The following is a 13,309-nucleotide window of genomic DNA, read 5'->3' on the forward strand; positions in this document are numbered from 1 at the left end:
CCGTCGTCGTCGGTGCTCCCGACCGGGGTGCGGGGTCCCGCGGCGGGTCCCTACAGCAGCGGCGAGAGGGCGAGCAGGAGCGTCCCGGAGATCGTCGCGCACACCGGGACGGTGAGGACCCACACCAGGAGGACCCGCCGCACCACCCGGACGTTGACCGTGTGGAAGCGCTGCTGGCGCCCCGCGCCGAGGATCGCGGCGGCCGTGGTCTGGGACGTGGACATCGGCACGGGGATCAGCGTCCCGCCCAGGAACAGCAGGGCCCCCGCCACGCCCTGGGCCACCGCGCCGCGGAACGGGTCGGTCGTGATCATCCGGGAGGACAGGGTGTAGGCGATCCGCCAGGCCCCGAACAGGGTGCCCACGGCCAGCCCGGCCGCGACGACCAGGAAGGGCCACGGTACGGCACCGTCCGCCAGCGGATCCTGGAGGCCCGCGCACAGCATCAGCGTCGCGAAGACCCAGACGGCCCGGCGACCGTGGTGGATGCCGTGCCCGAAGGAGACGGCCGCCGCGCCGATGGCCAGGACGAGCCGGGATCGGAACGTGGTGGCGTCCGGCTCGGAGTGGCGCAGCGCGTGCAGCAGGGGCACCACGAGCACCCAGGCCGCGGCGTAGGCGACCAGCGGCGCCAGCACGAGGGGCACAACGACCTGGTAGAGGGCCGTGGCCGTGAGCGGGTTCTCCGCCACGAGCCCCACCGCGCGGGCGCCCAGCAGGGCGCCGAGCAGCCCGCCGGCCAGCGCTGTGGTCGACGAGCTGGGCATGCCCCACCACCAGGTGAGCAGGTTCCAGCCGATCGTGGTCACCAGGGCGCAGACGATCGTCGCGGAGCCGACCACGTCGTGCGGCACCGGGACGCCCGTGATGACCCAGTCCGCGAGCAGGTACGCGGCGGCCCACACGCCGGCCACGTTGACGAGGGCGGTGAACACCAGGCCCACCCGGGGGGTGAGGGCGCGGAAGCGCACCGGCAGGGCGAGGGCGTTGGGGGCGTCGTGGAAACCGTTGACGACGGTGTGGGTCACGGTCAGGACGATCCCCAGGACTGTCAGGGCCGTCAGCACGGAGTCAGGACTCCGCCACGACGATGCGGCCCACCTCGGTGGAGACCCGCACCAGGGCCCGGGCGGCCCCGGCGAAGCGCCGGACGGCGCGCTCCCGCCGCATCGCGGGGATCGCCTTGTGGTTCTCGAGCAGGTGACCCATGTGCAGCTGGTAGATGCGCTCGGACTGCTTGCCCAGCCGCAGCATCTCGTACCAGTAGTCGTCCAGGCCCTGGAGGCTGCCGAGGTCGCGCATCGCCCGGGTGGTGAGCTCGGACATCCGCTCGATCACCCCGAGCTGGTCCGTGGCGTACGAGGGTGGCCGGGTGAGTCCGTAGGCGACGTGCGCCTCCGCGACCGCCAGCAGCTCCTCCGCGGCCTTGTTGAGCCAGTGCCCCAGGATGTAGACGTCCTGCCGGGGGATGGGGATCACGAACGTGGAGCGCACCGTGGTCATCACGGAGAAGTACAGGTCCGTGGACCGGGCCTCGCACTCGCGGATCGCGTCGAGGGTCGCGACGTCGGCCTCGGGGGAGCCCAGCAGCTCGGACAGGAGCCGCACGCTCTCCGTCACCTGTCCCGACATGTCGGCCAGCAGGTCCAGGACCAGCTCGTCCTCCGGGAAGATGCGAAGCGCCATGTGCTGACCGTCCTGGGCGTCGGGACCTGCGCCGCGGAGCACGGCGGGTCTCACTGTACATGGGACCGTCGAACGGCCCGCGGGCGGCCGGCGGTCCCGGAGAGAGGGGGAGGGCGGTGCCGGACCGGGAGCGCCTCTCGGCGGAAGGCCGCTCGTGGCGGCTATGTGATGGAGCCCGGGGCTGCCGCGGCCCGGCACCTGGGGTCCATGGTAGTCGACGTGCGCGTGGGGCCAAGTCCTGCGGCTGTGGGCTCCCGCACGGCCGGGCGCGCAGCCGCCGGGGCGGCGGGACTCAGTCGAGGTGGCCGCGGCGCCACTGGTGCGCCGCGGCCTCGAGCTCCTCCGCGGTCCGCTCGAGCCGCTGGGTGAGGGCCACGGTGCTCGGCGCCCGTGCCGCGTCCGGGTCCACGACCGGCATCTGCCCCGTGTCCGCCAGCCGGATCCGGCCCAGGGCGATCACGCGGCAGAACGCCGCGAACCGGTCCAGGGCGACGTCGAACTCCCCGTTGAACGCCCCGGAGAGGATCGCGTCCGCCATCGAGGTGATCTCGTCCGCCCCGGGGGGCTCCGCGACGCCGGCCACCACGTGGGAGACCTGGGCGGTGCCCCGTCCCGCCGTGAAGTAGCGGCCCATCCGCACCGGGTCCTTCCGCACCCCCGCCCGCAGGGCGTAGAGCCGCCACAGGGCCCCGGGCAGGGACACCGCCGGGGCCTCCGCCCACATCTCGGCGATCCCCTCCAGGCCCTGCTCGTCGGTCAGCTCGATGAGCCGCCGGCTGATCTCGGGATCGTCGCTGGCGCGCCCGCGGGAGACGAGGGCATGGGCGGCGAGGTGGGCCGCCTCGGAAACGCGGGCCGGGTCGGGCCCGCCCTCGTGCGCTTCGAACTGCTCCGGGGAGAACTTCACCGGCTTGTGGTGGCGGGGCGCGTCGCTCATGCGTCCAGCGTACGGCCGTGGCCCGCGGCGGGCCACGGAGCGCTCACCAGTCGCTGGTCGAGGCGTGCACCGCCGCGTCCCGCCACTGCTGGTCGGTCTGCTCGAAGCCGTCCCGGGCCAGCGCCTTCCACAGCCGCAGGCCCAGGGCGGGCTCCTCCAGCTCGAGCTCCGCGAGCGCCTGCGGTAGCAGCACCCGTGCGGTGACGTCGGTGACGGCGCTCAGGGTCGCGTGCTGCTTGTTCCCGGTGCCGAGGGCGAGCTCCCCGAAGCTCATCCCCGGGCCGAGGACCTGCAGCTCGACGCGCTCGCCGATGGGCGTGCGTAGGGACATCGACACGCTCCCGCTGACGATGAGGTGGATGCCGGCGAAGTTCTGACCCGTGCGCAGGATGTTCTCCCCGGCCGCCCACGTCCGCTCGACGGTCCGCGCGCGGAGGTCGCGGGCGTCCTCCGGGTCCAGCCGGGAGAACAGCTCGGACTCCACGGGCTTCACCCGGGACGGGGTGCACTCCGGTCCGCCGTGCTCCTCGAGCAGCCGGTCCTCGACCCACTTGATGGCCGCGGCCCGGCTGGGGAACACCTCGAGCGGCGGATCGCCCCGGAAGGAGCCGGCGAAGCCCGGGTCGCTGGCGACCACCACCACGGTGCGGCCCGCCGCGTGCAGCTCGGCGCGGGTCTTGGCCAGGAGCGGCATCGCGTACTCGGCGATCACGTCCACCCGGCGCATGTCCACCACCACGTACGAGGCGTCGTAGGCGATGTCGCGGACCGTGCGGATCGCGGTCTCCGTGCCCGTGAACAGCAGGTCGCCCTGGAGCTCCACGACGACGCCGTCCCTGCCGTGCTCGGCCAGCACCGCCTCCGCCTCGGCGTTGCGGCGCACCAGTGACGGGGACTGGTCGATCGGGTAGCTGGCGCGGACCGTGGAGTGGGCCACCCGGGCGGTGTGCGTGAAGTGCAGGTCGAGGTCCTGGGAGAGCCGCTCGCACGCGAGCACCCCGCGCACGCTGTTGCCGTGCCGGTCCAGCGCCGGGGAGAAGGTGGCCACGGCCAGCTCCCCGGGCAGGACGGCGATGATGCCGCCGCCCACCCCGGACTTCGCAGGCAGGCCCACCCGGACCATCCACTCGCCGGCGTCGTCGTACATCCCGCAGGAGCTCATGACGGAGAGCACCCGGGAGACCGTGTCGACGTCGAAGACCTCGTCCCCGGTCAGCGGGTTCGTGCCGGCGTTGGCGAGGGTCGCGCCCATCAGGGCGAGGTCGCGGCACGTGATCAGCACCGAGCACTGGGCGAAGTAGTCCTCGAGGGCCTGGGTCGGGTCCCCCTCGATGATGCCGGCGGAGGCCAGGAGGTAGCCGAGGGCCCGGTTGCGGTCCCCGGCGTCGTGCTCCTGGGAGAGGACCTCGGGACTGATCGCCAGGTCCCGGCCCGCGCACCGGGAGTAGGCGTCGCGGATCCGATCCCGGCGCAGGTCGCGGTCGCTGTCGGGGACGAGCCACGTCGAGGCGATCGCACCGGCGTTGATCATCGGGTTGGCGGGGCGCCCGCTGCCGGGCTGGAGGGAGATCTCGTTGTAGGCGTCCCCGCTCGGCTCCACGTCCATCTTCGCGTGCACGGCCTCCGCCCCGAGGTCGGAGAGGGCGAGGGCGTAGGTGAACGCCTTGGAGATCGACTGGATGCTGAACTCGTCCCGCGTGCTGCCCGCCTCGTACACGTGGCCGTCCGCGGTGGCGATGACGATGCCGAAGCGCTCGGTGTCGGCTCCCGCCAGGGCGGGGATGGAGGAGCTGGGCTCGCCGCCGCGGACGTCCCGCAGCTGCTCCACCACCTGCTCGAGGTACTCGGTGACGGCCGACGGGCCGAAGAGCCCCGTCTCCGCGCGTCCTTCTTCCTCGGTGCTCGGGTGCGGCACGGTCGGTCCTCCGGTCGGGGTGGGCGTGGGTGGCACGGAACTGCCCACCACTCTAACCGTCAGGCGGCTGTGCACATCCGGGGCGGGTCGCCCCGGGCGGCGCGCACCGGCTCCCGGGGAGACCGTGCGGTAGAGTGGTGCCCGCTCCGGACCGGCCGCGCCCCGTGCCCGCCGGTGGAGCACGGGCCTCTAGCTCAGTTGGTAGAGCAGTGGACTTTTAATCCATGGGTCGTGGGTTCGAGCCCCACGGGGCCCACCCGAGGAGAACCCCATCACTGCCGGTGCGACCGGAGCCGGTGGGGTTCTTTCCTTGTCCTCCATCAGTTGCCCCGGCGCGCGGGGCAGCGCGGCGGGGCCGATGGTGCTACTGCTCGAGCAGGGCGAGGGCCTCGTCGATGCGGTCGCGCAGGGCTCTGGCCTGCTCCACGGTCCACGCCTCGTGGCCGATGTGGAGGACGAGGCCGTCGCGGTGGGCGTAGGAGCCGTCCGCGGTGGTGATGACCTCCCAGGTCTCCAGAAGCGCGACCGGTGAGGGGCCGGCGAGGGACCGGGTGGGCAGCTCCCGCGAGTTGGTGACCGTCTCGGGATCGGTCAGCTCCTGACGGGTCGCCCAGCGGGGGCGGGGAACGAGAGCGGTGTTCTCGTACATGGGGGTGCCTTCCAGGGAGAGGGGGTATGCCCATGTTTATGCATACGAGGTCCCGGGTGTCCGCGCGGCGTGCGCGTGTCGCCGAGGGATCGAGGTGTAGACGTCCGTCGGCATCCCCTGCACTTTTGTCCTGCCCGGCGACGACGCAGCCCCGCCGGGGCCGCCCTACTGCCCGTCGAGCTGCTCGGAGGGAGTGGGGACCGACTCGGGGCCCGGCTGGTCCGGCGCGGGAGCCGCGGACCCGGTCCCGGGATCCGTCGGCACGCCGTCAGGCGTCGGGGGCGGGGTGGCGGTGACCGGGGGAGGAGGGCTGAAGGAGGTGGGGGAGACGCCGGGAGTGCTCTCCACCTCCTCCGGCCGGTCGTCGCACCCGGTCAGTGTCAGCACGAGCAGGGCCACGGCGGGAAGGGTGCGGCGCATCGGAGGAGCCTCTCTGTCGGGGACCACTCCACGGTAGCGGGGCGGGCCGCCGCCGCGGGAGAAGGACGACAGGTGGGCCCCGCTCCCGGCAGGACGCACGCACCCGGGATGTGCGAGGATCCGGGGACCAGGACGCCGACCGGCAGGAGCCGCCATGTCCGAGCGAAGCAGCGAGCGCACCGCTCTCGTCCTCCTGTCCGCGACCGCGGTGCTGCTGCTCGCGGGCCAGCTCCTCACCTGGTCCTCGGAGGACGGGATGTTCAGCGCCCTCGTGCTCGTCCTGCTGCTGCTCTGGGCCGGGCTGATCGCCGTCCGGGTGGTCCGCTTCGTCCGGCGGGACCGCCGCCCGGAGGACACCGGCCCCGACGGTCCGGCCTAGGGCGCCGCCGGGGCGGGCGTCAGCCGCCGGCGAGCCGCTCCCGCACCGCCGCGACCGTGTCCCGCGCCGAGCGGCCCACACCGATGAGGGTCGCCGATCCGGGACCCGTCCAGTCCCCGTACCCCACGAGGTACAGGCCGGGCACCCGGGTGGAGGCCGTGCCGTCGGTGCGGATCCGCCCGTCGTCCTCCCGCAGGCGCAGCGGCCGGAGGTGCCGCAGGGCCGGGTGGAACCCGGTGCACCAGACGACGGCGTCCAACGGCTGCTCCCGGCCGTCCGCCAGGACCACGCCGTCCGCGGTGAACCGCGTGAACATCGGCCGGGGGTCGAGCACCCCGGCCTCGCGGGCGCGGCGCACGGCGGGGACGGCCACCACGTCGCCGAGGCTCGCCACCCCGCCGGGATCCGGGCTGCCCTCGGCGACGGCCTGGGCGCGCAGCGTGGCCACGCGGAACAGCTCGCGCCCGTCGACCTCGTCGGGGAGGTAGCGGAGCGGGGCGTTCGTGCACCACGTCAGCTCGCTCGCCCCGGCGAGCTCGGCGGCGATCTGCGCCCCGGAGTTCGCCCCGCCCACCACGAGAACGCGGCGGCCGCGGTACCGTCCGGGCCCGTCGTAGTGGGCGCTGTGCACCTGCTCGCCCCGGAACTCCCGCTGCCCGGGCAGGACGGGCCAGAACGGCTGCGACCACGTGCCGGTGGCGCTCACGACGGCGCGCGCCCGCAGCTCGCCGTCGTCCGTCACCAGTCGGAAGCCCGCCCCGTCGCGGTGCACGGCCCGCACCCGGACCGGCCGCCGGACGGGCAGCCCGTAGCGCTCCTCGTACCGGGACAGGTAGTCGACGACGTGCCCGGCGTCCGGGGCGGCCCCGCCCGTGTCCGGCATCGGGTGCCCGGGCAGCGACGAGTACCCCGCGGGGGAGAAGAGCCGCAGCGACGGCCAGACGTGCCGCCACGCCCCGCCCGGCGCCTCCTGCTCGTCGAGCAGCGCGAACGACAGGCCGGTGCGCCGGAGGTAGTAACCCACGGCCAGCGCGGCCTGTCCGGCGCCCACCACCGCGACGTCGAGGACCTCGTCCCCGTCCTCGTCCACGTCCCCGCCCGCGCTCCCGTCCCGACCGGTCAGCGGAGGCTGATCGAGTCCAGGGCCGCCTGCGCCTCGGCGGTCAGGTTCTCCGGCAGCGGGGCGCTCTTGACGGCCTCCGAGGAGGCCTGCTGGCCCTCCTCGCTGACCACGTAGTGCCCGAACTCCTTCGCCAGCTCGAGGACCTCCGGGTCCGCGTAGCTGCTGCAGTAGATGTGGTAGGACACCAGGACCACCGGATAGGCCCCGGCCGCGTCCGGCTCGCGGTCCAGCTCGAGGGCGATGTCGTGCGGGCCGGTGCCCTCCACCCGGGTGGCCTCGCCCACCGCGGTGCCGGCCGCCTCGCCGGACACGGCCACGTACTCGGAGCCGACCTTCACCCTTGCCTTGCCGAGGGACTCGTCCACGAGCGAGTCGTCCGCGTAGGTGACGGCGCCCTCGGTCTCCGCCGTGAGGCTCACGACCCCGGCGTTGCCCTGGGAGCGCTCCGTGGGCAGGTCCGCCGGCCAGCCGCCGTCCTCCTCGTCCGTCCACACCTCGGGGACCACCGAGTGCAGGTAGTCGGTGAAGTTCTCGGTCGTCCCCGAGTCGTCCGCACGGGCGATGGGCGTGATCGGCAGATCGGGCAGCTCCACGCCGGGGTTCTGGGCGGCGATCGCCGGGTCGTCCCACCGGGTGATCTCGTGGCGGAAGATGCCCGCGATGGTCCCGGCGTCGAGGTCGAGCTCCTGGATGCCGGGCAGGTTGAAGGCCACGCTGATCGGGGAGATGTAGACGGGGATGTTCAGCGCGCCCCCGGGACCGCAGAAGTCGCGGACCTCGGCCTGCTCCTCCTCGTCCAGGTAGGCGTCCGAGCCGGCGAAGTCGGTGCCGCCGCCCACGAGGGCGCTGCGCCCCGCGCCGGAGCCCGCGGAGAGGTACTGCACCTGCGCGTCCGGGTGCATCGACTCGAAGCCGCTGCGCCACGTCAGCATGGCGGCGTTCTGCGCCGAGGACCCCACGCCGGTGAGGATCCCGGACAGGTCCGAGCCGCCCTCCTCCGCGGCCCGGCGCTGCTCCTCGCCGAGGGGGTAGTCGGAGCCGCAGCCGGTGAGCGCCGTCAGGGCCAGGACCAGGGCCGGCGCCGCGCCGGCCCGCAGCACCCGGGCGGTCCTGTTCCGTCGGGGCGGTCGCGAAGCGTTGAGCATGGGGAGGTCTCCTCGGAGCGGTCAGGGTGGGGCGACAGGGAGGTGGCGCGCCCGCGGGCGCGCGGGTCCGGGCGCCCAGCCTACCGCCACCGGTGCGCAGGCCCGGTCTAGGGTGAGCCCATGGAAAAGCTCTCCGGCTCCTGGCGCCGGGTGTTCGACAGGTTCTGGTTCCTGCCCGCCGTGTGCGTGCTCGCCGCCGTCGTCCTGGCCCAGTCCGCCGTGGCCGCCGACCGGTGGCTGCCCCAGGACCTGGACTCCCCGTGGATCGCGTGGCTCTACGCCGTCGGCATCGACGGGTCCCGGTCGATGCTCTCCGCGATCGGCGGGTCGATGCTCGGCGTGGCCGCGACCGCCTTCTCCATCACCATCTCCGTGATCGCCACGGCCAGCTCCACGTACGGCCCCCGCCTGGTGCGCAACTTCATGGCGGACCGCGGCAACCAGGTGGTGCTGGGCATGCTGGTCTCCACCTTCATCTACACGCTGCTGGTCCTGCGCACGATCCGCTCGGCCTCCGACGACCTCGCGCAGCCGTTCGTCCCGCACCTGGCGGTCAACCTCGGGGTGCTGATGGCCGTCGCGGACGTCGCCCTGGTCGTCTACTTCATCCACCACATCGCGGACTCCGTGCAGGTGGACACCCTCGTCCACGGTGCGCGCCGGCACCTGCTGGACGTGATCGAGCGGTGGCACCCGGAGGAGACGCCGGAGGAGCTGGTCCGGACCGCGGGGCGCCGCAGCGGTGGGGGAGAGGTTCGGGCGGACAGCGTGGGCTACGTCGTCGGCGTCGACCTCGAGCGGCTCCGGGACCACGCCGAGGCCGGTGACGTCGTCGTCGAACTCGTCCCGCGGGTGGGCGACCACGTCCTGGCGGCGGAGCCGCTGGTCCGGGTGTGGCCCGAGCACCGGGCCGAGGAGCTCGCAGGCCGGCTGCGGCGCTGCGTGCGGGTGGGCGACTCCCGCTCGGCGCTCCAGGACGTCCGCTTCGCGGAGCAGCAGGTGGTGGAGCTCGCCGTGCGCGCCCTCTCCCCGAGCACCAACGACCCCTACACCGCGGTCAACGCCGTCGAGGAGGTCGCCTCCGGGATCGTCACGGCCGTGGCCCGCCCCCTCCCGGGGAACACCGTGGTCGTCGACGGCGTGCACCGGCTCCGCTACGGGACGGTGGGGGTCGAGGAGATCGTGGACATGCCGTTCGACCAGATCGGCCCGCACGCCACCGGGCACGTGAGCGTCCTGCTGGCCCTCGTGGACCTCGCCGCCCGCATCGAGGCGGCGAGCGTCCACCCGTCCGTGCGGCGGCAGGCCCACGAGCACGTCGACGTCCTGCTCGACCGGTTCCGGGACAGCGCACCGCACCCCCGGGACCTCGCCCGGGTGGAGCAGCACGTCAGGCTGCGCTCGGCCGGCTGAGCGGATCCGCTACCGGCGGCGGAGCCGCGGGACCCGGCGCAGCAGCAGGCCCACGAGCACCGCGGTCCCGGCCAGCAGGGCGGCGCCGATCCCGGCGGACAGGTGCACGCCGGCCTCGAAGGCCGCGACGGACGAGGTCAGGAGCTCCCCGGAGGCGTCCGGGCCGAGGCCTGCGGCGACGTCGACCGCCCCGCCGAGGGTCTCGGACGCGGTGGCGGCCTGCTCGGGGTCCAGTCCGGGCGGCACGGCCATCCGGCGGGCGTAGGTCGCGGTCACGGCCGTGCCCAGGACGGCCACGCCGAGCCCGGCCCCCAGCTCGTAGGCGGTCTCCGAGATCGCCGAGGCGGCACCGGCCTGCTCGGGGGCCACCTCGGTGAGGATCAGGTCCCCGGCGATCGTCTGGGCCGCGCCCGAGCCCAGCCCGATGACCATGAGGGCGACCACGAGCACGAGCCCGCCGGAGAGGTCGCCGAGCAGGACGAGCAGGAAGCCCGAGGCCATGACCAGCAGCCCGCCGCCGAGCACGAGCGCCGGGGGCACGAAGCCGACCACGCGCACCACCAGCAGACCCGAGGCGATCGTGACGGCGGCGCCCGGCATGAGGGCCAGGCCCGCCTCCAGGGGCGGCATGCCCTCCACGAGCTGCAGGTACTGGGAGACGAAGAACAGGAAGCCGATGAAGGTGGTCGAGGCCACCAGGTTGTTGAGCAGCCCGCCGGTGAAGGGGGCGTGGCGGAAGAGCCGCAGGTCCAGCATCGGCACCGGGCTGCGCAGCTGCCGGCGCACGAACAGCCCCCCGGCGGCCACGGCCACCACCGCGGCGGCCAGCACGCCGGCGGACGGGCCGTGCCCGCCGAGGTCCTTGATGCCGTGGACCAGCGCCACCATGGCGGTCATGATCAGCGCGGCGCTGGGCACGTCCACCGGGCCCGGCGCCGGGTTGCGGGACTCGGGCACCAGCACCGGCGCCAGGACCAGCAGCGGCAGCAGCACCGGGACCGCCAGGAGGAACACGGACCCCCACCAGAAGTGCTGGAGCAGGAACCCGCCCACCACCGGGCCCAGGATCCCGCCCGCCGAGAAGCCGGTGGCCCACACCGCGATGGCCGTGCGCCGCTGCGTCGCGTCGTGGAAGATGTTGCGCAGCAGGGACAGGGTGGCGGGCATCAGCATCGACCCGAAAAGGCCCAGCAGCGCCCGGGCGGCGACGAGCGCCTCCCCGGTCGGGGCGAGCGCGGCGAGCGCGGACACGGCCGCGAAGCCCGTGCTGCCCACCAGCAGCAGCCGGCGGCGGCCCACCCGGTCCCCGAGGGAGCCCATGGGCACGAGCAGCCCGGCGAGCACCAGCGGATAGGCGTCCACCATCCACAGCAGCTGCGTGCCGGTCGGGCCGAGCTCGCGGGAGATCTCCGGCAGCGCGAAGTTCAGGACCGTGTTGTCCACGGAGATCAGCAGCACCGGCAGCATCAGGACCACGAGGGCGGCCCACTCGCGGGCGCCGGCGCGGACCGGGACGTCGGGTGCCGGGGACAGCATGGCGGGGCGGGCTCCTTCCGGGGCGTGGGGTGCGGGCCCCATCCTTCCAGAGCCGGCACCGCGCCCGGCCCGGACGGGCGGCGGCGGGGCGCACTAGACTGCTCGGGATGGCCCGCCGGACGGTCCCGTCCGGCCCGCAGCGGAAAGAATGAGGTCCCCGATGGCCGAGCCGGTCCCCACAGGCACGACGTCCGACGACGCCCCCGGCGTCTCCGAGCAGTACGAGGCGGCCCGGGACCGCGTCCTGGAGCTGCGCGAGGACTACGACCGGGCCCGCGAGGAGTTCAGCTGGCCCCGGATGGAGCACTTCAACTTCGCCCTGGACTGGTTCGACCACGTCGCCGGGGACCCGGAGCGCGGGGCCCGGGACGCGCTGTGGATCGTCGAGGAGGACGGCACGGAGCTCCGGCGGACCTTCCGGGAACTCGCCGAGTCCTCTGCCCGCACCGCGAACTGGCTGCGGGGCCTGGGGGTGCGGCGTGGCGACCGAGTCCTGCTCATGCTCGGCAACCGGCTCGAGCTGTGGGAGACCCAGCTCGCCGGCATGAAGCTGGGCGCGCCCCTGATCCCGACCGCCGTCATGATGCCGCCCGCCGACCTGCTGGACCGCGTGCAGCGGGGCAAGGTCTCGTGGGTCGTCACGGACACCGCCAACGCGCCCAAGTTCGCGGGCGTCGACGGCGACTACGAGCTCGTCGTCGTCGGCGCCGGCGCGGAGGTCGAGGGAGTGCGCGCGCAGCTGCCCGGCCGTCCCGTGCACCCGTACGCGGAGGCCGCGGCCGCGGACCCCGTCTTCGTCCCGGAGGGCGCCACGCGCTCCCGGGACCCCCTGCTGCTGTACTTCACCTCCGGCACCACGTCCCAGGCCAAGCTCGTGGAGCACACCCACTACTCGTACTCCTTCGGGCACCTGTCCACGGTCTACTGGATGGGCCTGCGCCCCGGGGACGTCCACCTGAACATCGCCTCCCCGGGATGGGGCAAGCACTCGTGGTCCAACTTCTTCGCCCCGTGGATCGCTGAGGCCACCGTGTTCATCCACAACCAGGCCCGCTTCGACGCGGTCGGGCTCCTGGCGCAGATGGGCCGGGCCGGGGTCACCAGCTTCTGCGCCCCGCCCACCGTCTGGCGGATGCTCATCCAGGCCGACCTGCACCGGGTGCAGGACCCGCCGGCGTCCGCCGTCTCCGCCGGCGAACCGCTCAACCCCGAGGTGATCCGCCGGGTGCAGGACGCGTGGGGCGTGACCATCCGGGACGGCTACGGCCAGACGGAGACCACGCTGCAGATCGCCAACACCCCCGGGCAGCCGGTGGCGCCGGGGGCCATGGGCCGGCCCCTGCCGGGTTTCGTCGTCGACCTCTTCGACCCGCAGACGGGCGCGCCCGCCGAGGAGGGGGAGATCTGCCTGAAGGTCGACGACGACCCGCCCGGGATCATGGCGGGCTACATCGACGAGCCAGAGCGCACGGCCGAGGTCGTCAAGGACGGCTGGTACCACACCCGCGACATCGCCCGCCGCGACGAGCACGGCGTCTACACGTACGTGGGCCGCACAGACGACGTCTTCAAGGCCTCCGACTACCGGATCTCCCCGTTCGAGCTGGAATCCGTGCTCATCGAGCACCCCGCGGTGGCCGAGGCCGCCGTGGTCCCGGCGCCGGACCCGGTCCGGCACGCGGTGCCGAAGGCCTACCTGGTGCTCGCCGCCGGCGCCGAGCCCACCCGGGAGCTCGCGGGAGAGATCCTGCGCTTCGCCCGGGAGAACCTCGCGCCCTACAAGCGGGTGCGCCGGGTCGAGTTCACCGACCTGCCGAAGACGATCTCCGGCAAGATCCGCCGGGTGGCGCTGCGCGAGCGGGAGGCGGCGGCGGACCGCTCCGCCGCCGCGGATCCCGGGGCCGACGGGTACGGCGTCGAGTACACGGAGGCCGACTTCCCGGGGCTGCGCGGCTGAGCGCCCGCGCACGGCGCCCCGCGACCGGACCGGGGTGCCGTGCCCGCAACGTGACGTAACGCACGGTCCCGGCCGTGCGCCCAACGGGGGACACCCCGCGTGCGGGGTGTCCCCACTTCGTGCCACGCTCGCCGCCGCGCAATACCGAT

General features: G+C 74.1%; 12 protein-coding genes and 1 tRNA gene. 4 read left to right on the top strand and 9 right to left on the bottom strand.

Going from position 1 to position 13,309, the window contains the following annotated elements; all coding sequences use genetic code 11:
• Positions 1-50: 50 nt before the first annotated feature.
• The 4 genes from ACYVM4_RS01390 to glsA all read right to left on the bottom strand — a co-directional run bounded on the left by ACYVM4_RS01390 (position 51) and on the right by glsA (position 4,538).
• Entirely contained in the window at positions 51-1,028 is a 978-nt protein-coding gene (locus ACYVM4_RS01390; protein WP_368820855.1) for an inorganic phosphate transporter, read from the bottom strand.
• 43 nt (positions 1,029-1,071) lie between these two features.
• Positions 1,072-1,686, bottom strand: a complete 615-nt coding sequence (locus tag ACYVM4_RS01395; RefSeq protein ID WP_460667413.1) for a DUF47 domain-containing protein — start codon at positions 1,684-1,686, stop codon at positions 1,072-1,074.
• 292 nt (positions 1,687-1,978) lie between these two features.
• A complete protein-coding gene (locus ACYVM4_RS01400; protein WP_017832008.1) occupies positions 1,979-2,623 on the bottom strand; it encodes a hypothetical protein in 645 nt (214 codons plus the stop codon).
• 43 nt (positions 2,624-2,666) lie between these two features.
• Complete coding sequence (glsA, locus tag ACYVM4_RS01405; protein WP_460667414.1) at positions 2,667-4,538, bottom strand: glutaminase A; 1,872 nt, start codon at positions 4,536-4,538, stop codon at positions 2,667-2,669.
• A gap of 183 nt (positions 4,539-4,721) precedes the next feature.
• Here glsA and ACYVM4_RS01410 point away from each other — a divergent pair.
• Positions 4,722-4,794: transfer RNA gene (locus ACYVM4_RS01410), tRNA-Lys, on the top strand.
• A gap of 108 nt (positions 4,795-4,902) precedes the next feature.
• Here ACYVM4_RS01410 and ACYVM4_RS01415 read toward each other — a convergent pair.
• Both ACYVM4_RS01415 and ACYVM4_RS01420 read right to left on the bottom strand, forming a co-directional pair.
• The gene (locus ACYVM4_RS01415; protein WP_368820851.1) at positions 4,903-5,187 is read right to left on the bottom strand and encodes a hypothetical protein; all 285 of its coding nucleotides are present in this window, start codon (positions 5,185-5,187) and stop codon (positions 4,903-4,905) included.
• Between the two features lie 165 nt (positions 5,188-5,352).
• Positions 5,353-5,607, bottom strand: coding sequence for a hypothetical protein (locus ACYVM4_RS01420; RefSeq protein ID WP_368820850.1), 255 nt, complete (start codon positions 5,605-5,607; stop codon positions 5,353-5,355).
• A gap of 154 nt (positions 5,608-5,761) precedes the next feature.
• Here ACYVM4_RS01420 and ACYVM4_RS01425 point away from each other — a divergent pair, with 154 nt between their 5' ends.
• Positions 5,762-5,986, top strand: coding sequence for a hypothetical protein (locus ACYVM4_RS01425; protein ID WP_368820849.1), 225 nt, complete (start codon positions 5,762-5,764; stop codon positions 5,984-5,986).
• Between the two features lie 19 nt (positions 5,987-6,005).
• On the opposite strand, the gene ACYVM4_RS01430 is transcribed toward ACYVM4_RS01425, so the two are convergent.
• Both ACYVM4_RS01430 and pstS read right to left on the bottom strand, forming a co-directional pair.
• Positions 6,006-7,076 (bottom strand): ArsO family NAD(P)H-dependent flavin-containing monooxygenase, encoded by a 1,071-nt coding sequence (locus tag ACYVM4_RS01430; protein ID WP_460667415.1) that lies wholly within the window; start codon positions 7,074-7,076, stop codon positions 6,006-6,008.
• A gap of 29 nt (positions 7,077-7,105) precedes the next feature.
• Complete coding sequence (gene pstS, locus ACYVM4_RS01435; protein ID WP_368820847.1) at positions 7,106-8,254, bottom strand: phosphate ABC transporter substrate-binding protein PstS; 1,149 nt, start codon at positions 8,252-8,254, stop codon at positions 7,106-7,108.
• A gap of 120 nt (positions 8,255-8,374) precedes the next feature.
• On the opposite strand from pstS, the gene ACYVM4_RS01440 reads away from it, so the two are divergent.
• Entirely contained in the window at positions 8,375-9,667 is a 1,293-nt protein-coding gene (locus tag ACYVM4_RS01440; RefSeq protein ID WP_460667416.1) for a DUF2254 domain-containing protein, read from the top strand.
• Between the two features lie 9 nt (positions 9,668-9,676).
• On the opposite strand, the gene ACYVM4_RS01445 is transcribed toward ACYVM4_RS01440, so the two are convergent.
• On the bottom strand, positions 9,677-11,203 hold the full coding sequence (locus ACYVM4_RS01445; RefSeq protein ID WP_460667417.1) for an MFS transporter: 1,527 nt from the start codon (positions 11,201-11,203) through the stop codon (positions 9,677-9,679).
• Positions 11,204-11,363: 160 nt separating this feature from the next.
• On the opposite strand from ACYVM4_RS01445, the gene ACYVM4_RS01450 reads away from it, so the two are divergent.
• The gene (locus ACYVM4_RS01450; protein WP_460667418.1) at positions 11,364-13,160 is read left to right on the top strand and encodes an AMP-binding protein; all 1,797 of its coding nucleotides are present in this window, start codon (positions 11,364-11,366) and stop codon (positions 13,158-13,160) included.
• Positions 13,161-13,309 lie beyond the last annotated feature (149 nt).

It is taken from the genome of Kocuria himachalensis, assembly GCF_054784195.1.